This window comes from Achromobacter sp. Root83 (assembly GCF_001428845.1).
Classification (GTDB): Bacteria; Pseudomonadota; Gammaproteobacteria; order Burkholderiales; family Burkholderiaceae_B; genus Achromobacter.
This window is the reverse complement of the sequence record NZ_LMIU01000001.1, coordinates 197,219-223,530: the sequence shown is the minus strand read 5'-3', so window position 1 is coordinate 223,530 and position 26,312 is coordinate 197,219. Positions and strand designations below refer to the sequence as shown.

Below are 26,312 nucleotides of genomic sequence, written 5' to 3'. Positions count from 1 at the left end.
AGCCCTCCTGTCGGATCGGATTGCGCGGGGACGCCTGGCTCAGGTCAGGCAGGCGGCGTTGACGATGCCGGCGGCCAGGGAGATTGCCCCGATCAGGCCGCCCATGGCGATATTGTTTTCCGCGATGGCGTCGTTCATGCCGCGGATGGCCCGGGTCATCCCGGCGTACACGACGATCTGCACCGCCATCGCGGCCACGCCCCATACCAGGAACATGACAAAGCTGGCGTGGACGGCAATGCTGGAGCACAAGGTGAAACTGAAGCCGACCAGCGCGCCGCCATAGGACAGCATGGCCGCGATATTGCCTTCGCGGATCAGTTCGAATTCCTTGTAGCGGGTGACGGCCGTGTAAACCGCCGTGAATATACCCAGCATGACAAGCGCCGAAACGATATAGATCAGATAGGTCACCGCCGGATGCATTGCTTCTCCCATTGCCCCCTCCCAATTGCGCGCAGTATATACGCGGCGTTCGATATACTGCGAACGCATTTTTCGTGTCGGACACCTCATGCGCGACCGCGTTCTCATCCTCTCGGTATTGATCGTTGCCTCCTGCGGTTTGGGCTATGAGCTCATCAGCAGCGCGCTGGCCAGCTATTTGCTGGGCGATTCGATCCTGCAGTTCTCTTCCGTCATCGGCTGCTACCTGTTCGCCATGGGCATCGGGTCGTGGTTGTCAAAATATGTAAAAGACGAAGACGTCCTGGACCGGTTCATCGACGTGGAGCTGCTGGTCGCCCTGCTGGGCGGGGTGTCGGCGGCGGTCCTCTTCCTGGTGTTCGCATGGCTGGCCGCGCCCTTTCGCGCCGCGCTGTACGTGGGCGTCTTCGTCATCGGCCTGATGGTCGGCATGGAAATCCCGCTGGTGATGCGCGTATTCAACCAGCGCAAGGCGGAATTCCGCGAAATCGTCAGCCGCGTGCTGACCTTCGATTATTTGGGCGCGCTGGCGGTGTCGCTGGTATTCCCCCTGCTGCTCGCGCCCAAGCTGGGGCTGCTGCGCACCAGTTTCCTGTTCGGCATCCTGAACGCCAGCGTGGCGCTCTGGACCACCTGGCTGTTCCGCGCCGAAGTCCGCCGCCCGGGCGAGAAAGCGGTGCGCGCCGGCGTCGTGATGGGTCTGCTGGGCCTGGGCTTCATCTATTCGGGCAGCATGACCACCTGGGCCGAGAAAGGCCTGTACGGCGACGACGTGATCCATGCCGAAACCACCCAGTACCAGCGCCTGGCGGTGACGCGCTGGCACGACGACCTGCGCCTGTACATCAACGGCAACCTGCAGTTCTCGTCGCGCGACGAGCACCGCTACCACGAGGCGCTGGTGCATCCCGGACTGCAAGTCCTGCCCTGGGCGCGCAACGTGCTGGTGCTGGGCGGCGGCGACGGCCTGGCCGTGCGCGAGATCCTCAAATACAAGCACATCGAACACGTCACGCTGGTGGACCTGGACCCCGCCATGACGGGGCTGTTCTCGCGCTCCGAGCCACTGGTCAAGCTGAACGAAGGCTCGCTCAAGGACCCTCGCGTCACCGTCATCAACGATGACGCCGGACGCTGGCTGGAGACGCATGCCGAGGTCTACGACTTCATCGTGGTGGACTTTCCCGACCCGTCCAATTTCGGCCTGGGCCGCCTGTATTCGGTGCCGGTGTATCACCTGATGGCCCGCCACCTGGCGGAAAACGGCTACATGGTCGTTCAGTCCACCTCGCCCTATTTCGCGCCGCGCTCGTTCTGGAGCGTGGACGCCACCCTGAAGGAAGCCGGCCTGAACACTTGGCCGTACCACACCTACGTGCCGTCCTTCGGCGACTGGGGCTTCATCCTGGCCAGCAAACGGCGCGACTACACGCCGCCCGACCGGATCACGGTGGCCACGCGCTATCTGGACCCCGTCACCACGCGCGAACTGTTCCACTTCCCCGCCGACATGCCGGCGCTGACCATGCCGCCGAACCGCCTGAACGAGCAGTCGCTCGTGCGCTACTTCGACGAGGACTGGCGCAAGGTCATCCGCTGATGCGGCGCCGCAGCTTCCTGTTGGGCGCCGCCACGGCGGCCGTCGCGGGCACCGCCGGCTACTACCGGTCGCGCATCGTCGAAACCACGCCGGCCATCCACACCCCGGGCATGCAGGCCGGCCATGCCTTGCGCGACGGCGCCTCCTGGCCGCAGCCGTCGTCCACGCGGCGGCACGAGGTCGCGATACTGGGCGCCGGCGTCGCCGGACTGTCCTGCGCCTGGAAGCTGGCGCGCGAAGGCTACACCGATTTCGTCGTGGTGCAGGGCCCGGAGTTCGCCGGCAACGCCGCGGGCGGCCAGCGCGACGGCCTGGACTATCCGCTGGGCGCGCACTACCTGCCGCTGCCGTCGCTGGCCTCCGTCCACGTGCGCGAAATGCTGGCTGACTTCGGCATCATCGAGCGTGGCGCGGGCGATGTCCGGCCCTATTACGACGAATCCGCGCTGGTGCATTCGCCGCAGGAAAGGCTGCTGCGCGACGGACAATGGGAAGAAGGCCTGCTGCCCATGACGGGGCTGCCGGAAGGCGACATCGCACAGCACCGTCGATTCCTGGCCCTGATCGGCCGCCTGCACACCGAGGTGGGCAACGACGGGCGCAAGGTGTTCAGCATCCCGATCGCGCTGTCGTCGCACGACCCGGCGTGGCGCGCGCTGGACGCCCTGACTTTCAGGCAATGGCTGGAACGCGAGGGCTATACGTCGCCCGCCCTGCATTGGTATGTGAACTACTGCTGCCGCGATGACTACGGCGCGCGGTACGACGTGGTCTCGGCATGGGCCGGCCTGCACTATTTCGCCAGCCGCGACGGCCACGCCGCCAACGCCGCCGAAGGCGCGGTGCTGACCTGGCCCGGCGGGCTGGCCGTCCTGGCGCAGCGCATGCGGGATTCGATCACCCGCAAGCTCGGCCACGCCGGCTGGCTGATCCCGGGCACGGCGGTGGCGGTGCGGGACTCGCCCGCCGGTCCGCAAGTCACTTGCCTGATCCCGGGTCCGGATTCCGCCGTGCGCGCCTGCGTGCTGCAAACCCGCCGCACCGTGTGCGCCATGCCGCTGTTCGTCGCCCAGCGCCTGCTGCCCGACATCCGCGCCTATGGTTACGACCCGGCCGTGCATGCCTCCGCGCATGCGCCCTGGATGGTGTCGAACTTCGTCATGGAAGGCTATCCCATCGAGGCGCCCGGCGAGCCCTTATCCTGGGACAACGTGGTCTACCAGGGGCAGGCGTTGGGCTATGTCGTCTCCACGCACCAGCTCCTGCGCGTGGCGCGTTCCCCCCGCAGCGTCTTCACGGCCTACCACGCGCTGAGCGGCCAGACGCCGCAAGCCGCGCGCGACTGGCTGACCCGCGCCAGCCCGGAAGCCCTGCGCGACGAGGCGGCGGCCGACCTGATCGCGGCGTACGGCAAGGAATTCTGGCGCCATGCGCGCCAGCTTGAAATCACGGTGCGCGGCCACGCCATGGCCTCGCCGCTGTGCGGCTACCTGTCCAACCCCGGCCTGGCGGCCCTGCGCGACGTGGATGGTCCCGTGCTGTTCGCGCACGCCGACCTGTCGGGGTATTCGGTTTTCGAGGAAGCCTCGTGGTGGGGCGTGACGGCGGCGGGGCGCATCCTCGGGCAACGGCCGGCTGGTTTGACCGGACACACATGAAAAGCGACATGGGAAAACACGTCATTGTGCTGGGCGCGGGCATCGTCGGCGTCTGCTGCGCGCTGGAATTGTTGCGCCGGGGCCTGTCGGTCACTCTGGTGGACCGGCGGGAGCCGGGCATGGAGACGTCGATGGGCAATGCCGGCGTCCTGGCCCGCAGTTCGCTGATGCCTTTCAACCATCCCGGCCTATGGGGCCAACTGCCCCGCCTGCTGAAAAACGATACCGTCCAATTCCGCTACCGCTGGCCGTACCTGGCCCGGAACCTGGGCTGGGCGACGCGCTTCCTGCTGAACGCGCGGCCGTCCGTTTTCCGCGAAACCGTGGCGGCGCTGGATGGCCTGATCCGGCTGTCAGCCCCCGAACACCTGAAGCTGCTGGACGCCAGCGGCGCGCGGCGGCGTCTGCGCGATACCGGCTGGATCTTCCTGTACCGCACGGAATCCGCCTGGCAGGCCGGGGCGCTTGCCCGCCGCACCTTTGCGCGGTTCGAAGTCCCCACCCGCGAACTGAGCCCCGCCGAGCTGGCCGAAGCGGAGCCCGCGCTGGCGCCCATCTTTCATCGCGCGCTATGGATCCAGGGCTCGTATTCCGTCGACGATCCGCACGAGGTCGTGGCCGCCTATGCCGACCTGTTCCGCCGGGAGGGCGGGCAATTCAAACGCATGGCGGCTGGCGGCATCCGCCGCGACGGCCAGGGCTGGACGGTTGAGGGCGCGCAGGGATCCGGATCGCTGACGGCGGAACGGCTGGTCGTGGCCCTGGGGCCGTGGTCGAAGGATCTCTTGAAAACGGCCGGCATTGACCTGCCCATGGCGTTCGAGCGCGGTTATCACATGCACTACAGCGGCCTGGACGGCGCCAGCGTCACCCGCCCCGTCTACGACACCGGCGGCGGCTACGTGCTGTCGCCCATGGCGCGCGGGCTACGCCTGAGCACCGGCGTCGAGCTGGACGCCTGCGACGCGCCCGCCCGCACGGGCCAGCTGGATCTGGCGGAGCGCCATGCGCGAGAGGCCTTTCCGCTGGGCCAGCGGCTGGATGCGGCCGCGTGGCTGGGGCGCCGCCCCACCCTGCCCGACAGCCGTCCGATGATCGGCGAAGCGCCGCGCCATCCCGGACTGTGGCTGGCGCTTGGGCATCAGCACATCGGGTTCAGCACCGCCCCCGGCACGGCGAAGATACTGGCCGAGCTGATGCTGGACGGCGGCGCGGCTTCACGCCACCACGCGTTCCGTCCCGGCCGCTTCATCTGACGCCAGGCGCGGCCGGCGCATTGCAGCCCGGGAGCCTTATCCCAGCAGCAAGGCGTCGTCCGAGATCTTCTCGCCGCGGACGCGTTCGAACATGGCCAGCAGATCCGGCACGTCCATGCCGCGGCGTTCGTCGCCGGACACGTCCAGCACCACCTGCCCCTGATGCAGCATGACGGTGCGATCACCCACGTCCAGGGCCTGGCGCATGCTGTGAGTCACCATCATCGTGGTGAGCTGGCTTTCGGAGACGATGCGCGCCGTCAGTTGCAGCACGAAGTCCGCCGTGCGCGGGTCGAGCGCCGCGGTGTGCTCGTCCAGCAGCAGGATGCGCGACGGCTGCAGCGCCGCCATCAGCAGGCTGACCGCCTGGCGCTGCCCGCCGGACAAGAGGCCGATACGGTCCGAAAGCCGGTTTTCCAGCCCCAGGCCCAAGGTGGCCAGGCGTTCGCGGAAGCCCTCTTTCATGGAAGCCTTGACCGCCCGGCCATAGCCGCGGCGCGCGCCACGCATCTGCGCCAGCGCCATGTTCTCTTCGATGGTCAGGTCTTCGCAGGTGCCGGCCATCGGGTCCTGGAACACGCGGGCCACGCGGCCGGCGCGCGCCCAGACGGGCTGGCGGGTCACGTCCACGCCATTGATGTCGATGGTGCCGGAATCGACGGGCAAGTCGCCCGAGACCGCATTGAGGAAGGTGGACTTGCCCGCGCCATTGGAGCCGATGACGGTCACGAACTGGCCCGACGGGATCTCCAGCGACAGGCCGCGCAGGGCGCGCGTCTCGATCGGCGTGCCCGCGTTGAAGGTGATTTTCAGGTCTTTTGCGGACAACATATCAGCGCCCCTTCTTGCCGACCAGGCGGCGCTTGAGCATGGGGATGACCAGGGCGACCGTGACCAGCACCGCGGTGACGAGGTTCAGGTCTTGCGCCTTCAGGCCGATGAAATCGCTATTGAGGGCCAATGCGATGAAGAAGCGGTAGACGATGGCGCCGATGATGACGGCCAGCGTCGCCAGCACCAGCTTGCGCGACGGCAGGATGCTTTCGCCGACGATCACCGCGGCCAGGCCGATCACGATGGTGCCGATGCCCATCGAGATGTCCGAGCCGCCCTGCGTCTGCGCGAACAGCGCGCCCGCCAGCGCGACCAGCGCGTTCGACAGCGCCATGCCTCCGAGGATCATGCGGCCGGTGTTCACGCCTTGGGCGCGGGCCATGCGGCCGTTGGAGCCCGTGGCGCGCACGGCCAGGCCGGTCTGCGTGGCGAAGAACCAGTCCAGCGCCAGCTTGGCCAGGATCACGATGACGATCAGGATCAGCGGACGGGCGACGTAGTCGGAGATCCACCCGGGCTGCAGGATGGTGAAGACCGTGGGTTCGGTGATCAGCGGCACGTTGGGCTTGCCCATGATGCGCAGGTTGACCGAGTACAGAGCGATCATCATCAGGATGCTGGCCAACAGGTCCATGATCTTGAGCTTGACGTTCAGCCAGCCGGTGACCAGCCCGGCGGCCGCGCCGGCGATGGTGGCGATGATCGTGGCCGAGAACGGATCGGTGCCCGACGCGATCAGCGTGGCACAGACCGCGCCGCCCAGCGGGAAGCTGCCGTCCACGGTCAGGTCCGGGAAGCGCAACAGGCGGAAAGAGATAAACACGCCCAAGGCCACCAGGCTGAAGATCAGTCCGATCTCCAGCGCGCCCAACAGCGAGAACAATGACATGGGTCAGATCCAATCAGGTAAACAAACAAGCATATTAAAGAAGTGAAACGCGGGATTTCTTGCGTTCGCGGGTCAGTTTTACCCGCGCTTTCGCAACAAACGTTTCCCGGTTTGCAGTTTTGCGCCGGAAAAAACGCAAGAAAAACCCCGCTCACGCCGGTCAGGCATGGCGGGGCCGATAGCCAACCGTATTATTTCACGACCACGGCAGCCGATTTGATGATGGCGTCGGACAGCGTGACGCCCTGTTTGGCGGCGGCGCCCGGATTCACGTACAGCTCCAGCTTCGAAACCGTTTCCGAGGGGATGGCGCCGGGCTTTTCGCCCTTCAGGATGCGCACGACGACCTTGCCGGTCTGCACGCCGAGGTCGCGGTAGTTGATGCCCAGGGCGGCGATGCCGCCGCGCTTGACGCTGTCGGTGTCGGATGCGATCAGCGGGATCTTGGCGTCGTTGCCCACCTTGACCAGCGATTCATACGCCGACACGACGTTGTTGTCGGTGTTGGTGTAGATGACGTCGACCTTGCCGATCAGGCTGCGCGCGGCCGAGGCCACGTCCACCGAGCGCGGCGCGGCGGCTTCAACCAGGCTCATGCCGGACTTCGGCAGGATTTCCTGGAGTTTCTTGACCACCACGACCGAGTTCGCCTCGCCCGGGTTGTAGACGATGCCCACGCGCTTGGCGTTGGGCACGATCTTCTTGATCAGTTCAACCTGCTTGTCCAGGGCCAGCAGGTCCGACACGCCGGTCACGTTGGTGCCGGAGGCGTCCATGCTGGAAACCAGCTGGGCGGCGACTGGATCCGTCACGGCGGAATACACCACCGGGACGTCCTTGGTGGCCGCGACGACGGCCTGCGCGGACGGCGTGGCGATCGCCACGATGGCGTCCGGCCGGTCACCGACGAACTTGCGGGCGATCTGCGCCGCGGTGCCGTTGTTGCCCTGGGCGCTTTGATACTGCCACTTCAGGTTCTTGCCCGGCTCGTAGCCGGCTTGCTTGAGGGCGTCCTGCACGCCATCACGCACGGCGTCCAGCGCCGGATGCTCGACGATGGCGGTGATCGCCACCGACTTTTGCTGCGCGGCCACGGGCGCGGCGATAGCCATCGCCAGCGCCATGGCGCCAACCGTCAGAAAGTGTTTTTTTCCGATCAGCATATAAGCTCCTTGAACCCTTGGTGTTGCTTGTTGAATTTGCCGGTTTCTTCATGGCCGCGCCAGGAATTCCACCCCGGTGAGCTAGCCATAAAGCCGTATAGTCTAACTTGCCGCCCCCTAAAAGAACTTGGGGGGAATCCCTGAAATGGTGCATGCGTACCCAGGGGGCAAGCCATTCCCGCAACCGTCCGCCGCATCCCGAGGCCAGACATGATCAAACGCGCATTGGGCCGTTCCGGCCTGCAGATTCCCCCGCTCACCTTCGGCGGCAACGTCTTCGGCTGGACCGTCGACGAAGCCGGCACTTTTTCTTTGCTCGACGCCCTGGTCGACGCGGGCCTGAACTTCATCGACACGGCAGACATGTATTCCCGCTGGGTGCCGGGCAACCAGGGCGGAGAATCCGAAACGCTGATCGGCAAATGGCTCAAGCGCTCGGGCAAGCGCGACCGCGTGCTCATCGCGACCAAGGTCGGCATGGAAATGGGGCCGGGCGAAAAGGGGCTGGCCCCCGCCTATATCCGCCGCTCGCTGGAAGCGTCGCTCGCGCGCCTGCAGACGGATCACGTGGACCTGTACCAGTCCCACCAGGACGATCCCGACACGCCGCTGACCGATACGCTGGCCGAATACGCCAAGCACATCGAATCCGGCAAGGTGCGCGCCATCGGCGCATCCAACTACACGGCCGTGCGCCTGTCCGAAGCGCTGATCGCCAGCGAACGGCACAGCCTGCCGCGCTACGAGAGCATCCAGCCCGAGTACAACCTATACACCCGGGAGCCCTTCGAGTCCGGGCTGCAAAGCCTGGTGAAGACGCAGCAGATGGGCACGATCAATTATTTCGCGCTGGCCAGCGGGTTTCTCAGCGGCAAATACCGCGGCCCCGAGGACGCGGGCAAGAGCGCGCGCGGCAAGAAGATCGTGGACACCTATCTGAACGACCGCGGCTACCGCATCCTGAAGGCGCTGGACGAAGTCTCCGAGGACGCCGGCTGCACGCCCGCGCAGGCCGCGCTGGCCTGGCAGATCGCGCAGCCGGGCATCACCTCGCCCATCGTCAGCGCCACCTCGCTCGCCCAGCTCGACGAGCTGGTCAAGGCCGCCAGCCTGACGCTGACGCATGACCAGCTAGCCCGGCTCAGCCAGGCCAGCGAGTGGCGCTGAGGCGTCAGTCGAGCGTCACGCCGGAGTCCTTGACCACCTTGGCCCAGCGGTCGACCTCGCTGTCGACGAACTTGCCGAAATCGGGGCCCGTCAGCGTGGGCACCGCCGTGCCGTTGCCGGCCCAGGTTTCCTTTAGCTTCGGCGTGTTCAGGGCCTTGGTGATCTCGGCGATCATCCTGTCCACCGCTTCCTTGGGGGTGCCGGCGGGCGCCCAGATCGCGTACCAGGTCGACACGTTGTAGTTGGGCACCCCCGCCTCGGCGGCCGTCGGCACGTCGGGCAGCGACTGCGAACGCTCGGTGGCGGCCACGGCCAGCGGCTTGATCGCGCCGGCCCGGATGTGCCCGGACGACGAACCCAAGCCGTCGAAGGCCAGGTCCACCTGCCCGCCGATCAGGGCCGACAGCATCGGGCCCGCGCCCTGATAAGGCACGTCGACCAGCTTGATGCCGGTCTGCATGGCGAAGAGCTCGCCGGCCAGATGGTGCGTACTGCCCTTGCCGGCCGTGCCGAAGTTGATTTCGCCCGGACGCTTCTTGGCGTAGTCGATGAATTCCTGCAAGGTCTTCACGGGCAGCTTGCTGGCGTTGATGACGACCACCTGCGGCGGCTGCGCGACCAGGGCGACCGGCACGAAGTCCTTCTGGATGTTGTAGCTCAGGTTCTTGTACAGCGAAGGCGCCAGCGCGTGGTGCGCGCCGCCCATGAAGAAGGTGTAGCCATCCGGACGCGCCTTGGCCGCCACGCCGGCGCCCACGGTGCCGCCCGCGCCGCCCTTGTTGTCGATGACCACCGTCTGGCCGAGCTGCGTGGTCAGTTGCGCGGCCAGCGGACGGGCGAACGTATCCGTGCCGCCGCCTGCGGGGAACGGAACGATCAGCGTGATGGGCCGCTCGGGCCATTGCGCGGCGGCAGCGCCGCCAAAACCCGTGGCTGCCACGGCGAACAGGGCCGCGGCGATGGTGCGATATTTCATGTTGTCTCCTCTTGCTGCATCGGGGGGGACGGCGCCTGTTTTTTGGCGTCTCGTCTCTTGAATTCTTATTGAATGCGGCTGCTGGGTCTTGCGCGGTACTGGATGGGGATGATCTCCTTGAAAAAGATGCCGGCCGCCAGGGACCGGCGGTTCCGCCGGGTTAGAGCGCCTTGTACGTTTCGCGCAGCACGTTCTTCTGGACCTTGCCCATGGTGTTGCGCGGGAGCGCGTCGACGATATGCACGCGCTTGGGCACCTTGAAGTTGGCGATACGCGACTTGAGCTCGGCCTGCATCGCCGACGCGTCCAGCGCCGCGCCGTCCTTGGGCACCACCACCGCCACCACGGCTTCGCCGAAGTCCGCGTGCGGCACGCCGATGACCGCCGATTCCGCAACGCCGGGCATGTCGTCGATCAGCGTTTCGATTTCCTTGGGGTACACGTTGAAGCCGCCGGAAATGATCAGGTCCTTGCTGCGGCCCACGATGGACAGGTAGTCGGCGGGCACGTCGCGCCCGGCGGACGCGCCGCCCCAGCGGCCCACGTCGCCGGTCTTGAACCAGCCGTCTTCCGTGAACTCTTCGCGGGTCTTTTCCGGCATCCGCCAGTAGCCCGAGAACACATTCGGGCCGCGCACCTGCACGTTGCCGATCTCGCCCGGCGCCAGCGCGGCGCCGGCATCGTCGACCACGCGCACCTGCACCTCGGGCAAGGCGCGGCCCACGGTCCCGGCCAGACGTTCGCCCAGCTTGGAATCATAGGGGTTGGACGTCAGCATGACGGTCTCGCTCATGCCGTAGCGTTCAAGAATGGGGTGGCCGCTGCGTTCCTTGAAGTCGGCGAAGGTCTCGGCCAGCAAGGGCGCGGAGCCCGAGATGAAAAGCCGCATCTTCGCGCAGACCTCGCGGGTGAATCGCGGGTCCGCCAGCAGGCGCACGTAATACGTGGGCACGCCCATCATCACCGTGCTTTGCGGCAGATAGCGCAGGGCCTGGTCCGCATCCAGCTTGGGCAGCCAGATCATCCGGGCGCCGGCCAGCAACGCCCCATGGGACGCCACGAACAGCCCGTGCACGTGGAAGATCGGCAGCATGTGCAGCAGCACGTCGTCCTCGCGCCAGCCCCAATACTTGTGCAGCACGCGCGCATTGGCCGCCAGGTTGCCATGCGAGAGCATCGCGCCCTTGCTGCGGCCGGTGGTGCCCGAGGTGTACAGGATCGCAGCCAGATCGTCGGGCTTGCGCTCGACGGTCTTGAAGGTCTGCGCAAGCCCCCCTGCGGCGTCCAGCAGGCTGCCGGTACGGTCCTCGTCCAGCGTGTAGACGTGCGCGCAGCCGGCCTTGTCGGCGGCGCGCTTCACCCAGTCCAGGTTCTTGCTGGAGCAGACCACCACGGACGGCTCGGCATTGCCCAGGAAATATTCGATTTCCGATTCGCGGTAGGCGGTGTTCAGCGGCAAATACACCAGGCCGGCGCGCAGGGTCGCGAGGTACAGCAGCAAGGCTTCCGGGGATTTCTCGACCTGCACCGCCACGCGCGCGCCGTCGGGCAGATTCAGCGAGTCCAGCAGATTCGCCAGGCACGCGGTGGCGCGGTCGATGTCGTCCCAGGTGTATTGGAGGTCGGGCGTTTCCAGCGCGACTTTGCTGCGGTCTTTGGGAAAGCCGCCTTGCAGGACAGCATATAGGTTGGCGTTGCTCACCTGTCTAGTCTCCGGAAAAGGAAGGGTCTGCGCCGGCCAGGAAAGCGCGCACGCCTTCCTTGTGGTCTCGGCTGTCGGCATAGGAGAAATAATCCCGATACTCGTCTTCGGTCAAGGCGGCGCCGGTGGCGAGCCTTGCGGACAAGCGCTTGTTGATGCGGGCGGCCAGCGGCGCGCCCTGGGCGATGCGGCTGGCGCTGCGGCGGGCGGCGTCGGCCACCTGTTCATCGGCGACGATGCGGGTCAGCAGGCCCAGTTCGCGCGCCTCGTCGGCGCCGAACACACGGCCTTCCAGCAGGATGGCCAGCGTCGCGGCGCGGCCGGCCAGCGCCAGCAGGCCGCGCATTTCATCCGGCGCCATCGGAAAACCCAGGCGATTGATGGGCACGCCGAAGCGCGCCGATGCGCCGGCGATGCGCAGGTCGCACTGGCTGGCGATTTCCAGCCCGCCGCCCACGCACACGCCTTCGATCTGCGCCACCACGGGCTGCGGACATTGGGCCACGGCCTGCAAGGCGGGCGCCAGCACCTGGCGGTGATAGTGCTGCACCCCGGCCATATCGGCGCGCTCGGCGGGAAATTCGCGGATGTCCGCGCCCGCCGCGAAATTGCCGCCCTCGCCGCGCACGATGACGCAGCGCACGGCGTCGTCCTGCGCGATGCGCGTGAACACGTCATGCAATTCGCGCCACATGCCCACCGTGATCGCATTCAGGCGCCCCGGGTGCGATAGCGTCACCAGGGCCAGATGCCCTTCGCGCTCCAGCAGCACGCGGCCAGCCACGTTCTCCGTCATGTCCCCTGCCCTTGTTTTATATATGTTCCGCAGCCGTGTTTCCGGCGGTCAGGCCACGCGTCCCACGCTTCGGCTGACCTGGGGCTTGCCTTCGCCCAGCCGCATGAGGTTGGTGTCCAGTTCGTCCAGGTCGTACAGATAATTGACCATCATGGCGCAAGACTGCTTGAGACCCTTGGGCGAGGTGTCGGCCGCCCAGTTCAGGCGTTCGATGCGCGCGCCGTTGCCCAGGTGGAACCGCGCCACGGCGTCCACCGGCAGCCCGTTCTTCATGGATTGCAGGTAGTTGGCCGCCAGCCGGAAACCGGCCCGCTTGACCACGTCCGACGTCTTGCCCTGGGCATCCTTGGCCAGCCGCGCGACCCAGCGCTGGCCGTCCGGCACGCCTTCGCGCTGGCGGTCCTTGGCGCGCGCCTTGTCTTCGCGCACGATGCTTTCGACCGCCGCCGCGTCCAGCTTGCCCAGCCAGTCCGCGAAACCCGGAATCGGCGACAAGGTGGCGAAGGACTTCAGTTTGGGCAGTTCGTCGAGCAACTGCTCGACCACGCGCTTGAGCAGGAAGTTGCCGAAACTGATGCCCTTGAGGCCCGGCTGGGTGTTCGAGATGGAATAGAAGATGGCCCAGCGCGCCTTGTCCAGATCCTGCGGCGGCAGCGTGCTGTCCAGCAGCACCTGCACGTTGTCGGCCATCTGGCTGGCGAATGCCACTTCCACGAAGATCAGCGGAACGCCGGGCATCTGCGGATGGAAGTAGGCATAGCAGCGGCGGTCGGGCGCCACGCGGTGGCGCAGATCGTCCCAGGACTTGATCTCGTGGACGGCCTCGTAGAGGATCAGCTTTTCCAGCAGCGACGCCGGCGAATCCCAGGTCAGCGGGCGCAGTTCCAGCAGGCCCACGTCGAACCATGCCGACAGCAGGCCTTCCAGTTCCTTGTCCAGCGCCTGGATTCCCGCCACCTGCTTGCGCCAGCGCAACATGTCGGCGCGCAGCTCCACCAGGAAGCGCAGTCCTTGGGGCTGGGCGTTGAAGCGCTTGAACAGCCGCACGCCTTCGCCGCCATCGCCCGCATAGGTGGCGCGCACCTGCGCCAGGGCGGCCAGCATCAGCCGGCGGTCCTTGCCGTCGGCCGTGGCGTATTGCTCGCACCAGCGGCGCGCCAGCTTGTTGGCGGCCACGTCGGTGAGGCGCGCCTCGAACAGGCGCCGGACCTCGGATTCGCTGGGCAGGCGCCCGCGCTCCCACAGCCTGCCCAGCCGTGTGATCAGGCTGGCGCTCTCGGCCGCGGCGGCGGCGTCGACGAGGTCGGCTTCGGGCTCAGGCGTGCGTGCGCCGCGCGCGGGCGCGAGATTGGCGGGTGCGGACATGGGCGGGCTCCTCGATGACGATGGGATCGGAAGGCGCCGCATCGGCGGCGTCTTCATGGCTTAGTACGCGCAGCGCTTCAAGCTGGCGCATCAGGTGCGTATGCGCGAGCGCCTGCGCGGCGTCGGAGTCGTGCGCCTTCAAGGCCTGGAAAATGGCCAGGTGCTCGGCGCAGGATTCGTCGATGCGGCCGGGCCGCGACAGGCTGCGATGGCGGGACAGGCTGAGCACCTTGCGCAGGTTGCCCACCATATCGGACAGCCATTGGTTGCCGGCCAGGGCCTGGACGGCTTCGTGGATGAGGTAGTTGGTCTTGTAGTACGCGTCGATACGGCCTGCCCGGGCATGGTCCGCCAGCGCGGTGTGCAGCGGCTCCAGCGCGGCCAGTTGCCCGTCGCTGGCCTTGCGCGCGGCCTCATAGGCGCAGCGCCCTTCAAGCATGGCCATCAGCGGGAAGATGTCTTCCAGGTCCTGCAGCGACAGTTCGTTGACGAAGCAGCCCCGCCGGGGTTCCAGCCGCACCAGCCCTTCCGTGGCAAGCACCTTGAGCGCCTCGCGCAAGGGGGTGCGGGAAATGCCCATTTCGCCCGCCAGCCGCAGTTCGTCGATCCATTCGCCGTTGCGCAGCGAACGCGCGTGGATCATGCCGCGCAGGCGGTCCGCGACTTCCAGGTACAGGGCTTGCCGGACGATGGGGTGGGTCATGGGCTGACGGCTGGACTACGCCGTAATTCATAATTATGAATAAACCGATGATAGGGCCGAGGTCCGCAAAGGTAAAGCCCGCCCGGCTCGGTACGAACCCTAAGGCGTCCCCGCAACGGGCGTCCCGCAATTCCCGCTGGCGGGACATGCTCCCCCGAACTTCCCGCCACCCACTTCCTGGAAGTGTCGCGGCCAGGAATCGGGTCATCCAAGAGGTGGTGGCGGATACCGTCCATATCCACCTCATTTGCGACAGCCGGCAGGACTTCAAAACAAAGCTCGCCAGGCGGCCGCTCAGAACACTGCGCGCCTGAACCCCGCACTCAGAAGTGCAGGACGCCGTCCACCGCGTGACGGGTCAGCGAACGGGCCCAGCGGCGCGCCGGCAGGCCGTATTTGCCTTCCACCACCTCCGCCCGCTCCAGCAGTTCCGCGGGGGTGATGGCCAGGCGCGGGCCGGAAAACGCCAGCACGATCTGGTTGCCCGCCTCGACCTCGGGCAGCAGCACCACACGGTCCTCGAACGCCTTGGACAGGTTGTCGATGTTCTTGGCGAAGCTCTCGTGGCGTCCGAACAGGTTCACGGCCAGGATGCCCACGTCGCCCAGCACCCGGCGGCAATCGCGGTAGAACTTCACGCTGTCGCGCACCGGCCCCTCGGCGGCCGCGTCATACAAGTCCACCATCAGCACCGGGCAACGCCCGGCATTGAGCGGGTCGGCCGCCCACACGCCGGCATCCGCGTGTTCGACCTGCAGCCGGTTGGACCCGGGCAGGCGGAAGAACATGTGGCAGGCGGCCGTCACGCGCGGATTCCACTCCACGGCCAGCAGCGGACTGCGCGTGTGCTTGACGCAGAACCGCGCGAGCGACCCCGCGCCCAGCCCGAGCATGCCGATGGCCTCTTCCTTGGGCGGCTCCAGGAACAGCAGCCAGGCCATCATCTGGGCGGTGTATTCCAGCACCAGGTCGGACGGGCTCTTGATGTTCATCGCGCCCTGCACCCACTGGGTATTGAAGTGCAGATAGCGGACGCCGTCCGCTTCGGAAAGCGTGGGCTGGTCGAGTTCGGAGGGGAAGTTGGATTTATGCATGGCGGGATTGTAGGTCCCACCCGGCCCGGGGGGCTCGCCCGCGGCTGCCGGCTACGCCAGCGCCGGTTCGGCCGCGCCCTCCCAGATCTGCTCGAGCAGCGCCGTGCTGGACAGCTCGGCCTCGAGGCTCGCCGCCAGACGCAATACCCGCTTCAGATACAGGTGCGCGTCGCACTCCCAGGTCACGCCCAGCGCGCCGTGCGTCTGCACGGCGTTCTGCGCGGCGCGGCGGGCGCTCTCCACCGCCAGCAGCGGCGCGAACAGGCTGTCCCGTTGCGCCGACACCGCGCCCGCGTCCAGCGCGGCCGCGGCCGCCCACCCGGCCAGCCGCGCATCGTCCAGGGCCATCCAGTCCTCGGCCAGACGATGCTTGATCGCCTGGTTGGCGCCGATGGGCCGGTCGAACTGGCGGCGCTCGCGTGCATAGGCCGCCGCCATGTCCAGCGCGGCCGACGCCGCGCCCAGCATTTCGGCGCACCGAAGCAGGCGCAGGCGCGTGCGCAGCCGGCCCCACGTTCCGGGCGCGACCTCCAGGTCGTCGCGGGCCACCACCCGCGGGGTCGATGCAAGCGCCACGGGCATGGCCGGGTCCAGCCCCGCCAGGCCAGGCACCGGCGCAAACAGCTCCAGCCGCAAGGCGTCCGGGCCGACCCTGCGCACGGCCAGGGCGCGCACTCCCTCCCCTGCGCCTTCGATGAACGCCGAGCCGTCAGGACGCAAGGCCGCATCGGCGTACCAGGTCTCGCCCGCGATCATGGCGCTGGCCCATTCTGCGGACGGACCCGCCGCCCCGCATAGCGTAGGCAGCACCGCCATGTTGGCCACCAGCGGCAGGCTAAGCAGATGCCGCCCAGCCGCTGCGGCCACGATCCAGGCTTCGCGCAGGCCCAGTCCCAGCCCGCCGTGCGGCTCGGGCGCCATCAAGGCGGGCCAGCCCTGCTCCGCCAGCGCGCGCCACAGCACCCCGCGCGCTTCCGCGTTTTGCCGGCAGGCGGCGCGCGCCTGGGCCACCGGATGGCGATCCGCCAGAAAGCGATCGGCCGCGTCGCGCAGCATGCGCTGGTCTACGCTCAGGTGCAGATTCAGTTGCCGTGTCATGGGATCTCAAGCCTTGGGCAGGCCAAGCATCTGCTCGGCGATGATATTGCGCTGGATCTCCGACGTGCCGGCCAGGATGGTCTCGGCGCGCGACCATAGATAGGCGTGCGTAAGATCCGCCGCGCGCACGTCGGTGGCGCCGTCGGCCAGGCAGGCGTCTTCGCCCAGCAGTTGCAGGGACAGTTCGAGCAGGCGCTGATGCGCTTCGCTCCAGTGGATCTTGGTGGACGACCCTTCCGGACCCGGCGGATCGCCGCGCATCGCGCCGGACAGGGCGCGTTGCGACTTCAGCGCCAGCACGTGGCTGTCGGCCGCCAGCCTTGCCCAGCGGTGGCGCACCGCGGCCGACGAGGCCGGAACGTGGCCATGGGCATCGGCGCGCAGCGACAGCTCGCGCACCTGCCGCAGCTCCTGCGCAAAGCGCACCAGGCGCGGAATGAAGTAGGTGCCGCGCTCGAAGCTGGCCGCCGCCATCGCGATCTTCCACCCCTGGTTGCGCTCGCCCAGCAGGCCCTCTTCAGGAACGAACACGTCCTCGAAAAAAACCTCGCAGAATTCGGCCTCTCCCGTGATCTGGCGGATGGGCTCGACCCGTACGCCCGGACTGCGCATGTCCACCAGCAAAAAGCTCAGGCCTTTGTGTTTGGGCGCCTGCGGATCGGTGCGCGCCAGCACAAAACACCACTGCGCGCGATCCGCGAACGACGTCCAGATCTTGTGCCCGTTCAGGCAGTAGCCCCCGGACGCCGGCGCCGCCCGCGTGCGCACCGACGCCAGATCCGAGCCCGCCCCGGGCTCGGAGTACCCCTGGCACCACACGTCGCGGTTGGACAGAATGCCGGGCAGGAGCCGGCGCTTTTGCGCCTCGGTGCCGAAGTGCAGCAAGGTGGGCGCCAGGATACCGTGGCCGATCAGGTTCACGCCCAGCGGCGCGCCGCAGCGCGCGTGCTCTTCGTGAAAGATCGCCTGGCGCGACAGGGGCAAGTCCCGCCCGCCATGGACCTTCGGCCAGCCCAGCCCGGACCAGCCGTGGCCGCAGAGGGTGTCCTCCCAGGCGCGGCGATAGTCCAGGCTGCGCGGGTCGGCCCCGCCGGGCCAGGCGCTTGCGAACGCCGCATAGGCCGATTCCAGCCAGCCACGCAGGCCCAGGCGAAAGGACTCGTCCTCCCGTTCGGTGAAATCCGGCACCGTCATGCGTTCACTCCAGCCGGATGTTCGATTCGCGCGCGACCTTGGCCCACGTCGCCACGTCCTGATGCAGGAACGCGCCGAACGTCTTGGGATCGCTGCCGATGATGTCCAGGCCCAGCCCCACGAACTGCGCCTTCACCTCCGGCTGCTGCAGGATCTGCGCCAGGTTCTGGTACAGCTTGTCGATCACCGGCTGGGGCGTGCGCGCCGGCGCCACCAGGCCCAGCCACGGCATGGCCGAATAGCCCGGCAGGCCGGAGGACGCGACGGTGGGCAGGTCCGGCACCGACGCCGACGGCTGGGCCGTGGTGACGGCCAGGGCGCGCAGCTTGCCGTCCTTGACGAAGGGCCCCGACGAGGCCCACGCGTCGAACATGACCTGCACGCGTCCCGCCACCAGATCGTTCAGTGCAGGCGCGCTGCCCTTGTAGGGGATGTGCGCCATCTGCACGCCGGCCATGCTGTTGAACAGCTCTGCCTCCAGATGGGTCGAACTGCCCGTGCCGACCGACCCGTAGCTCACCTTGCCCGGGTTCGCCTTCAGGTAGGCGATGAGTTCGCCGACATTCTTGGCCGGGATCGACGGGTGCACCTCCAGCACATGCACCACCGATGCCACCTGCGCGACCGGCGCGAAGTCCCTGATCGGGTCGTAGTTCACCTTGGCGTAGATGCTGGGCGCGATGCCCAGGGACGAAGCGGCCATCAGCAAGGTATAGCCGTCCGGTTCGGCGCGCGACACATAATCGGATGCAATCATGGTGCCGCCGCCGGGCTTGTTCTCCACGATCACCGGCTGGCCAAGCTTGCCGCTCAGCTTTTCCGCCAACAGGCGGCTCATGATGTCCGTCGCGCCGCCAGGCGAGAACGGCACCACGATGCGAACGGAACGGCTGGGGTAAGTGTCCTGGGCATGCGAGGGGCCCGCGACACCGATGCAGGCCAGCGCGGCGCCGGCCAATAGTCTCTTGATCATGCTTGTCTCCTCCTGGGGTAGGCTGCGCGTTATCGCGCTATGGGATTGCGGGCAGGATCAGGGCATCCAGCACGGCGACGCCTTGTCCCGCCTCTTTGATCAGCAATGGATTCACTTCGATTTCCGCCACATGCGCGGGCGCGGCAAGCAAGGCATTGCCCACGGCCACGATGCTCCTGCATGCCGCCGCCAGATCCGCCCGGGGCTTGCCCCGATAGCCGTCCAACAACGCAAACGCCTTGAGTTCACGCAACATCTGCAAGGCGATGTCCTCGTCCACCGGCAGCAGGCGGTGACTGGTGTCCTGATAGATCTCCGTCAGCACGCCGCCCAGCCCCACCGTCAGCACGGGACCGAAGACCGGGTCGCGCGCGGCGCCGACGATAAGCTCCGCCACGCCGCGTTCCATCTTCTGAACCATCACGCCGTCGATGCGCGCATCGGGCCGGAGCCGCGCCGCGGCCTGGGTCACCTGCGCATAGGCGTGCCGCACGGCCTCGTCGTCGGCCAGATTCAGCGCCACGCCGCCGGCTTCGGTTTTGTGCGCGATGTCGGGACTCAGGATCTTCAAGGCGACCGGATATCCCGCCATCCGCGCGTCCCGCACGGCATCCTCCGCGCCGCGCGCCGCGGATGCCCGCGCCTGATCCAGCCCGAAGGCGGCCACGTAGGCGCGCGCCTGCGTTTCGTTGCAGGGCAAGGATGGCGCCGGCGTGGAATCGAGCCGAGGCGCGGGCGCCTGCCGCCGGGCCGCGCGTGCCTCGCACCACAGCAGATAAGGCGCCAGCGCCGACACGGCCAGGCCCAGATCGTCGAACACCGCCACCTCGGCTTCGCGCAATGCGTCCCGGCTTTGCGCCAGGCCGGTATCGATCGCGACGAACAGGCGCTGGTGCTGGCGCGACACATCGGCCAGCGCGTCGGCCATGCGGTCCAGCATGTAGCCGGGCGCATACACCACCACGGCGTCGATCGCGTCCGTGGTGGCCAACGCCTGCAGCACGGTGCGCACGAAGGCGGGATCGTTGACCACGTTGCCGGTCACGTCCACCGGATTTCCCACCATGCCATAGTCGGGAATGCCGCCGCGCAGCACCGCCTGCAGCTCGGCCGGCAGGTCCGGCAGTTCCAGTCCCGCCGCGATGAACTTGTCCGCGAGGATGGCTCCCAGGGCGCCGGACATCGTCAGCACCGCCACGCGCTTGCCGGCCGTGCGATGCCGCAGCGTCGCCAGGCTGGCCACGTGCGCCATCTGCGCAAAATCGGTGGCCTCGATCACGTTCAATTGCCGAAAGGCGGCCGCGTACACGCGCCGGTCGCCGGCCAGCGCCGAGGTGTGCGATTGCACCGCCTGCGCCCCCTTGTCCGTGGTGCCCGCCTTCAGGGCGATCAGCAGCTTGCCCTGGCGCTCCACTTCGCGGCACGCGCGCACGAAGCGTTCGCCGTCGCGCAGCTGCTCGATGTAGCCCAGCACGATTTCCGTATGGGGGTCGGCCGCCAGGTACTCCAGATATTGCGAGAAATCCAGGCAGGCCTCGTTGCCCGTATTGATGAAGTGCGAAAACGGCAGGCCCAGCCTGCGCGCGATGGCATAAACAGCCGCGCACACGTTGCCGCTCTGCGTGAGCAGACTGACGGTGCCGGGTCCGTCCTGCGCCGGCGCGGTCTTGAAGACCGATGCGAACGCGGTGTGGGCCTGCGTGTTCAGGTTGGCGAAGCCCATGCAGTTCGGGCCGGCCACGGCCATGCCGCTTTCCGCGACGAACGCTTCCAGCTCGTCCTGCAGGCGGATGCCCCCGCCGCCCGCCTCGGCAAAGCCGGCCGCGTAAACGATGGCAGCCCGAATGCCCTTGGCGTGGCAGCGGCGCAGCATGGGCGTCACTTCCGCCGCGGCGATCGCCAGCACCGCCAGATCCACCGGCTCCGGCACGGCTTCGATGTCGGGCCAGCAACGCAGGCCGAACACCTCCTGGTACTTCGGGTTGACGGGATAGATGCCACCCTGGAAACCGAAACGGCTCAGCAGTTCCAGCGGCATGCCGCCGATGCGCCCGGGATTGGAACTGGCGCCGATCATCGCGATCGAGCGGGGGTTGAGCAGGGGGTCGAGGCTAGGCGTCATGCCGCTTCGCCCTTGTTGCGCTGGATCGCCTGGGCAAGGCCGCGTTCGCGCACCGCCTGGAATTCTTCGCTCAGGTGCGATAACTGGTGGGTATCGAAGTGCGCCGACAGCGCCGTGCGAAAGCCCTGCGCGTCGGCCGTGCGGTTGAGCGAACGCTTGATCAGCCGCAGTCCGAACGGCGGCGCCTGCGCGATGCGCCGGGCCAGCGCCAGGGTGGCCTCGTCCAGCTCGGCTTCGGGCACGACGCGGTTCACCATGCCGATGCGCAGCGCTTCCTGCGCATCCACCTTTTCGCCGGTGTAGAGCATTTCCTTGGCTTTGCGCAGCCCCATCACCCAGGGATGGATCAGCACTTCGGTGGCGGCCGCCGCCAGCGTATGGCCCACCGGGTCCGAGAAGTAGGCGGTATCCGAGCACACCACCAGGTCGCACATGTTGGCGATCATGAAACCGCCCGCCACGCACGCCCCCTGCACCTGCGCCACGGTAGGCTTGGGAAAGTCCCAGATGCGAAGGCAGTAGCCGTAATAGCGGCGCGACTCGTAGTCCCAACGCTCTTCCACCGTGAAGTCGGCCCGTTTCGCCTGGGCCTCCTTCAAGTCATGTCCCGCCGAGAAATGCGCGCCTCGGCCGGCCAGCACCACGACCCGCACCGAGTCGTCCTGTTCGGCCCGCGTCAGGGCGTCATCCAGTTCGTCCAGCATCTGCTGGCTTTGCGCATTGCGCGCGGATTCCCGCGCCAGGCTGATGCGGCATACCGAGTCGTGCCGCTCGACGGCCAGGGTGGCGTATTCCATGGTCTCCTCGTCCTTGTGTTGCCGCGCCGTCGAAAGCGGCACGATCGCTTGGTTTGAATTAACGCACCCAGAATCCTAGAATACAAAATATTCAACCAAGGTTTCCCACAATATGAACACCACAGGCTCCACCGGCGGCACCCAAAGCATGCGGCGCGCCCTGGGCATGCTGCGCGTGCTGGCGCAGCACCAGGAAGAAGGCATAGACCTCCAAGGCGTCATGGCGGCCACCGGACTGGAACGCTCCACCGCCCACCGCCTGCTGAGCTGCCTGCTGGAAGAACAGTTCGCGGAGCGCGACGCCCGCAGCCGGCGCTACCGGCTGGGCGTGGACTCCATGCAACTGGGATTTGCCGCATTGCGGCGCACGCCCTTGCTGGACGCGTTGCGTCCGTTCGCGCAAAAGCTGGCGCGCCTGTCCGGAGACACCGTGTTCCTGGTGATCCGCCAGGGCGATTACGCGCTGTGCCTGCTGCGCGAGGCCGGCTCGTTCCCCGTGAAGGTGTTCACCATCGACCAGGGAGAGCGCCGCCTGCTGGGCGTGGGCGCGGGCGGGCTGGCGCTGATGGCAAGCCTGCCGGATGAGGAAATTTCGGCGCTGTATGCGCGCCATGCCGCCAGCTACGCGCAGATCGGCATGTCCAGCACCGCGCTGATGAAGGCCGTGAAACAGACCCGCCAGACGGGCCATGCCGAAATCGTGGATACCATCACGCCGGGCGTCTCGGGCGTGGGCGTCGCATTCCCGGTGTCGGAACTGACCTGGGTGGCGTTCAGCTTTGGCGCGATCAGCAGCCGGCTCGACGGGCCGCGTCGGGCGCAGATGGGCGCACTGCTGCACGCCGAATGCCAGGCCTGGGCCAAGGATTACCTGGGCCACGCCTGAAAAGCCGCGCCCGCCATGGCCCGGAAAATCCAAGCCACGGCGGGCGCGGATTTCCAGGACCATGGCGGGCGCGGGCCTGCCGGCGGGATCAGATCCGTTCGAAGATCGCGGCGATGCCCTGGCCGCCGCCGATGCACATGGTGACCAGCGCGTAGCGCCCGCCCACGCGTTGCAGTTCGTGCAGCGCCTTGGTGGCGATGATCGCGCCCGTCGCGCCGATGGGGTGGCCCAGGCCGATGCCGCTGCCGTTGGGATTCACCTTGGCCGGATCCAGCTTCAGTTCGCGCGACACCGCGCATGCCTGCGCGGCAAAGGCTTCGTTGGCTTCGATCACGTCAAGCTGGTCGACGGTCAGGCCGGCGCGCTTGAGCGCGGCCTGCGTGGCCGGCACCGGGCCGATGCCCATGATCTCGGGGTCCACGCCCGCGTGGGCATAGGCCACCAGGCGGGCCAGCGGCTTGACGCCGCGCTTGGCCGCCACGCTGGCGTTCATCAGCACCAGCGCGCCCGCGCCATCGTTCAGCCCGGAGGCGTTGCCCGCCGTGACGGTGCCATTTTCCTTCTGGAAGACCGCCTTGAGCGTCGCCAGGCTGTCCGCGGTCACGTCGCGGCGCACGTGCTCGTCGGTGTCGAACACGATTTCGCCCTTGCGCGACTTCATGACCACCGGCACGATCTGGTCCCGGAAGTAGCCCGCATCGATGGCGGCCGCCGCGCGGCGGTGCGATTCGGCGGCGACGGCGTCCTGGTCCTGGCGGCTGATGCCGAACTTGGCCGCCACGTTTTCAGCCGTGACGCCCATGTGCATGCGGCCAAAGGGATCGGACAGCGCGCCGGTCATCATGTCCAGCATGACGCTGTCGCCCATGCGCGCGCCCCAGCGCTGAGCCGGTGCGATGTAGGGCGCGCGGCTCATGCTTTCGGCGCCGGCGCCCACGGCGATCTCGGCATCGCCCAGCATGATGGTCTGCGCCGCCGACACGATGGCCTGCAGGCCCGACCCGCACAGCCGGTTGACGTTGAAGGCCGGCGTTTCCTTGGCGATCCCGGCATTCATGGCCGCGACGCGCGACAGATACATGTCGCGCGGTTCGGTGTTGATGACGTGGCCGACGGCGACATGGCCGACCTCGTCGCCCGCGACGCCGGCGCGTTCCAGCGCGGCCTTGATGACGGTCGCGCCCAGGTCGCAGGGCGGCACATCTTTCAGCGCGCCCCCGAAGTCGCCGATGGCGGTGCGAACGGCCGAAGCGACGATGACTTCATTCATGATGTTTCCTCCTTGTGGTGCTTTCCATCATACTGCCCCGCGCGCTGTCCCCGCCTCATCCTTGCGGCTTGCGCGCGGCGCGGCGCGCGATGAAGTTTTCGACCGCCTCGGCATGCGCCGGCGTCTTGTGCGCAAGCGCCTGGTAGGCCGCCGACAGCTCCAGCAAGGTATCCAGCCGCGCGTGCTGGCCTTCGCGCAGCAGGCGCTTGGTCATGCGCACGGCCTCGGGGGAATTCGCCGCCATGCGGCCCGCCAGCGCGCGGGCGGTGGGCAGCAGGTCCGCCGACGGCACCACGCGCGACACCAGGCCCCAGTCGGCCGCCGTGCGCGCGTCGATCGCGTCGCCGGTGAACGACATCTCGGCCGCGCGCGCCATGCCGATCAGGCGCGGCAGGAACCAGGCCCCGCCGTCACCGGGCACGATGCCCAGCTTGACGAAACTCTCGGCGAAGGTCGCTTCGTCGGCCGCGATGCGCACATCGCACATGCAGGCCAGGTCGCAGCCCGCGCCGATGGCCGGGCCATTGACGGCGGCGATGGTGGGGACTTCGAGCGCGTGCATGGCAAGGGGCAGACGCTGTATGCCGTGCCGATATTCCTGGCGCAGCGAAGCGGCGCCAACCTCGGGCCCGATCTGGCGCTGCATGTCGTGGATATTGCCCCCGGAAGAAAACACGGACCCGCGGGCGGTAAGGATGACGACCCGTACCGTGGGATCGCCCTCGATGCGCGCGCACGCCTGCAGCAAGGCATCAACCATGGCATTGCCGGTCAGGGCATTGCGGGTTTCGGGATGGTCCAGCGTCAGGACGACGATGCCGTCCGTATCCTGCTCGTATTGCAATAAATCGCTCATGCCCGCAATGCCTCGCTGATGGGGTGGATACAAACCTGGTAGGTCAGGCTCGATACATGCCCGGAGCCGTTGCGAATTCGCGAGCCGGCAGCCCAGGGCCGCATCCAGCGTAGGCGGCGCGCGCGCGATGCGTCCAATACTGTTTGGGCGCCGCCCGATACCGATGCGATATCACTGTTCGCGTGGCGCCCCAGGCACAGCGCAGGCCCTGGCGCATCAGGGTTACTCCCGGCCTTCGATACGAAAAACATATCAACCAGCCAAAAAAAAATATTAGACGGGTCTCAGCACCACGGGGGATAGTCCATCGCAAAAGAGATGTTGGATGGAGACATGATCGATACCCTTGAGCTGACCGCCATTCCCGCCGAGGACGAGGCGCTGCGAACCGAGATACGCGACTTCCTGGCAGGCGCCATGGCGGACGTGCCCGCCGACCGGCGGGCGCGCTCATGGATGGGCTTTGACGCCGATTTCAGCCGCGCGCTGGCGGCGCGCGGCTGGCTGGGCATGACCCTGCCGCGCGAATACGGCGGCGCCGCGCGTGGTCACTTCGCGCGCTTCGTGCTGTCCGAAGAACTGCTGTGCGCGGGCGCACCGGTATCGGCGCATTGGATCGCCGATCGCCAGAGCGCGCCGCTGATCCTGAAGTACGGCACCGAGGCGCAACGCCAGTTCTATCTTCCCCGCATCTGCCGCGCCGAAGCTTTTTTCTGCATCGGCATGAGCGAGCCGAATTCCGGTTCCGACCTGGCCAGCATCCGCACCCGCGCCGAACCGCGCGACGGCGGCTGGCTGCTCAATGGCAGCAAGATCTGGACCACCAATGCCCATCGTTCGCAGTACATGATCGCGCTGGTGCGGACCTCGGGCACGGCGGCCGACAGGCACCAGGGGCTGTCGCAGATCATCGTCGATCTTTCCCTGCCCGGCGTGACGGTGCGTCCCATCGAGGACCTGGCCGGCGACGCGCATTTTTCGGAAGTGTTCTTCGACGACGTTACCCTCGACGCGCAGGCGCTGATCGGCACCGAAGGCGACGGCTGGCAGCAGGTCAATGCCGAACTGGCGTTCGAGCGCAGCGGCCCCGAGCGCATCTATTCCAGCATGGCGCTGGTGCAATGCTGGCTGGCGCATTGCCGCGCCGCGAAGATCGACGACGCGCAAACCGTCGCGGCGCTGGGCGATGTCCTGACCCAACTGGCCTCCTTGCGCGCCATGTCGCTGGCGATCGCGGGTCAGCTGGCTCGCGGGCTCAGCCCCGTCATCGAGGCCGCCCTGGTCAAGGACCTGGGCACGGAACTGGAACAGCGCATTCCGGACCTGGTCGCACAGGCGCTGGGCCAAAACCCGGACCGCCCCGCCCCGCCCGAACTTATGCGCACGCTGGCCTACGTGGAGCAAGTCAGCCCCACGTTCTCGCTGCGCGGCGGCACCCGCGAAATCCTGCGCGGCATCATCGCCCGCGGCCTCGGTCTCAGATAGGA

General features: G+C 67.5%; 23 protein-coding genes. 6 read left to right on the top strand and 17 right to left on the bottom strand.

Features of this window, described 5'->3' with window-relative positions; all coding sequences use genetic code 11:
- Window positions 1-39: 39 nt before the first annotated feature.
- Window positions 40-426: a DUF350 domain-containing protein gene (locus tag ASE30_RS00975; RefSeq protein WP_057282398.1), complete on the bottom strand. Its 387-nt coding sequence runs from the start codon at window positions 424-426 to the stop codon at window positions 40-42.
- A gap of 88 nt (window positions 427-514) precedes the next feature.
- Here ASE30_RS00975 and ASE30_RS00970 point away from each other — a divergent pair, with 88 nt between their 5' ends.
- From ASE30_RS00970 to ASE30_RS00960, 3 genes are read left to right on the top strand one after another with little or no spacing between them, the layout of a single operon-like run.
- Entirely contained in the window at window positions 515-2,026 is a 1,512-nt protein-coding gene (locus ASE30_RS00970; RefSeq protein ID WP_057282397.1) for a polyamine aminopropyltransferase, read from the top strand.
- A complete protein-coding gene (locus ASE30_RS00965) occupies window positions 2,026-3,684 on the top strand; it encodes an NAD(P)-binding protein (RefSeq protein WP_057282396.1) in 1,659 nt (552 codons plus the stop codon). Before ASE30_RS00970 ends, ASE30_RS00965 begins: the two co-directional genes overlap by 1 nt.
- An 8-nt stretch (window positions 3,685-3,692) precedes the next feature.
- Complete coding sequence (locus tag ASE30_RS00960) at window positions 3,693-4,940, top strand: FAD-binding oxidoreductase (RefSeq protein ID WP_057282395.1); 1,248 nt, start codon at window positions 3,693-3,695, stop codon at window positions 4,938-4,940.
- 36 nt (window positions 4,941-4,976) lie between these two features.
- Here the strand turns inward: ASE30_RS00960 and ASE30_RS00955 are convergent, their stop codons facing one another.
- The 3 genes from ASE30_RS00955 to ASE30_RS00945 all read right to left on the bottom strand — a co-directional run bounded on the left by ASE30_RS00955 (window position 4,977) and on the right by ASE30_RS00945 (window position 7,826).
- Window positions 4,977-5,771, bottom strand: a complete 795-nt coding sequence (locus ASE30_RS00955) for an ABC transporter ATP-binding protein (protein ID WP_057282394.1) — start codon at window positions 5,769-5,771, stop codon at window positions 4,977-4,979.
- A gap of 1 nt (window position 5,772) precedes the next feature.
- Window positions 5,773-6,663, bottom strand: coding sequence for an ABC transporter permease (locus ASE30_RS00950; protein ID WP_057282393.1), 891 nt, complete (start codon window positions 6,661-6,663; stop codon window positions 5,773-5,775).
- 191 nt (window positions 6,664-6,854) lie between these two features.
- On the bottom strand, window positions 6,855-7,826 hold the full coding sequence (locus tag ASE30_RS00945; RefSeq protein WP_057282392.1) for an ABC transporter substrate-binding protein: 972 nt from the start codon (window positions 7,824-7,826) through the stop codon (window positions 6,855-6,857).
- A 210-nt stretch (window positions 7,827-8,036) separates the two neighbouring features.
- Between ASE30_RS00945 and ASE30_RS00940 the strand changes: the two genes are divergently transcribed.
- Entirely contained in the window at window positions 8,037-8,993 is a 957-nt protein-coding gene (locus tag ASE30_RS00940) for an aldo/keto reductase (RefSeq protein ID WP_057282391.1), read from the top strand.
- A 4-nt stretch (window positions 8,994-8,997) separates the two neighbouring features.
- Here the strand turns inward: ASE30_RS00940 and ASE30_RS00935 are convergent, their stop codons facing one another.
- The 11 genes from ASE30_RS00935 to ASE30_RS00885 all read right to left on the bottom strand — a co-directional run bounded on the left by ASE30_RS00935 (window position 8,998) and on the right by ASE30_RS00885 (window position 21,813).
- Window positions 8,998-9,969: a tripartite tricarboxylate transporter substrate binding protein gene (locus tag ASE30_RS00935; protein ID WP_057282390.1), complete on the bottom strand. Its 972-nt coding sequence runs from the start codon at window positions 9,967-9,969 to the stop codon at window positions 8,998-9,000.
- Window positions 9,970-10,129: 160 nt separating this feature from the next.
- Complete coding sequence (locus ASE30_RS00930; protein WP_057282389.1) at window positions 10,130-11,671, bottom strand: malonyl-CoA synthase; 1,542 nt, start codon at window positions 11,669-11,671, stop codon at window positions 10,130-10,132.
- 4 nt (window positions 11,672-11,675) lie between these two features.
- On the bottom strand, window positions 11,676-12,467 hold the full coding sequence (locus ASE30_RS00925) for an enoyl-CoA hydratase/isomerase family protein (protein WP_057282388.1): 792 nt from the start codon (window positions 12,465-12,467) through the stop codon (window positions 11,676-11,678).
- 48 nt (window positions 12,468-12,515) lie between these two features.
- Entirely contained in the window at window positions 12,516-13,832 is a 1,317-nt protein-coding gene (locus tag ASE30_RS00920; protein WP_057282387.1) for a malonyl-CoA decarboxylase domain-containing protein, read from the bottom strand.
- Window positions 13,783-14,535, bottom strand: coding sequence for a GntR family transcriptional regulator (locus ASE30_RS00915; protein ID WP_057282386.1), 753 nt, complete (start codon window positions 14,533-14,535; stop codon window positions 13,783-13,785). The genes ASE30_RS00920 and ASE30_RS00915 overlap by 50 nt, the downstream gene beginning before the upstream one ends.
- A 323-nt stretch (window positions 14,536-14,858) precedes the next feature.
- Window positions 14,859-15,629 carry a hypothetical protein gene (locus ASE30_RS00910; RefSeq protein WP_057282385.1) on the bottom strand — a complete coding sequence of 257 codons (771 nt, stop codon included), beginning with the start codon at window positions 15,627-15,629 and terminating at the stop codon, window positions 14,859-14,861.
- Window positions 15,630-15,680: 51 nt separating this feature from the next.
- The gene (locus ASE30_RS00905) at window positions 15,681-16,727 is read right to left on the bottom strand and encodes an acyl-CoA dehydrogenase family protein (protein WP_235515154.1); all 1,047 of its coding nucleotides are present in this window, start codon (window positions 16,725-16,727) and stop codon (window positions 15,681-15,683) included.
- Window positions 16,728-16,733: 6 nt separating this feature from the next.
- Entirely contained in the window at window positions 16,734-17,921 is a 1,188-nt protein-coding gene (locus ASE30_RS00900) for an acyl-CoA dehydrogenase family protein (RefSeq protein WP_057282384.1), read from the bottom strand.
- 4 nt (window positions 17,922-17,925) lie between these two features.
- Window positions 17,926-18,894, bottom strand: a complete 969-nt coding sequence (locus ASE30_RS00895; RefSeq protein WP_057282383.1) for a tripartite tricarboxylate transporter substrate binding protein — start codon at window positions 18,892-18,894, stop codon at window positions 17,926-17,928.
- Window positions 18,895-18,931: 37 nt separating this feature from the next.
- A complete protein-coding gene (locus tag ASE30_RS00890) occupies window positions 18,932-21,016 on the bottom strand; it encodes an acetate--CoA ligase family protein (RefSeq protein ID WP_057282382.1) in 2,085 nt (694 codons plus the stop codon).
- Complete coding sequence (locus ASE30_RS00885) at window positions 21,013-21,813, bottom strand: enoyl-CoA hydratase (RefSeq protein ID WP_057282381.1); 801 nt, start codon at window positions 21,811-21,813, stop codon at window positions 21,013-21,015. Before ASE30_RS00885 ends, ASE30_RS00890 begins: the two co-directional genes overlap by 4 nt.
- A 112-nt stretch (window positions 21,814-21,925) precedes the next feature.
- Here ASE30_RS00885 and ASE30_RS00880 point away from each other — a divergent pair, with 112 nt between their 5' ends.
- Window positions 21,926-22,699, top strand: a complete 774-nt coding sequence (locus tag ASE30_RS00880; protein ID WP_057282380.1) for an IclR family transcriptional regulator — start codon at window positions 21,926-21,928, stop codon at window positions 22,697-22,699.
- An 88-nt stretch (window positions 22,700-22,787) separates the two neighbouring features.
- On the opposite strand, the gene ASE30_RS00875 is transcribed toward ASE30_RS00880, so the two are convergent.
- Entirely contained in the window at window positions 22,788-23,969 is a 1,182-nt protein-coding gene (locus ASE30_RS00875; RefSeq protein ID WP_057282379.1) for an acetyl-CoA C-acyltransferase family protein, read from the bottom strand.
- Window positions 23,970-24,024: 55 nt separating this feature from the next.
- The gene (locus tag ASE30_RS00870; protein WP_057282378.1) at window positions 24,025-24,825 is read right to left on the bottom strand and encodes a crotonase/enoyl-CoA hydratase family protein; all 801 of its coding nucleotides are present in this window, start codon (window positions 24,823-24,825) and stop codon (window positions 24,025-24,027) included.
- 333 nt (window positions 24,826-25,158) lie between these two features.
- On the opposite strand from ASE30_RS00870, the gene ASE30_RS00865 reads away from it, so the two are divergent.
- Entirely contained in the window at window positions 25,159-26,310 is a 1,152-nt protein-coding gene (locus tag ASE30_RS00865; RefSeq protein ID WP_057282377.1) for an acyl-CoA dehydrogenase family protein, read from the top strand.
- Window positions 26,311-26,312 lie beyond the last annotated feature (2 nt).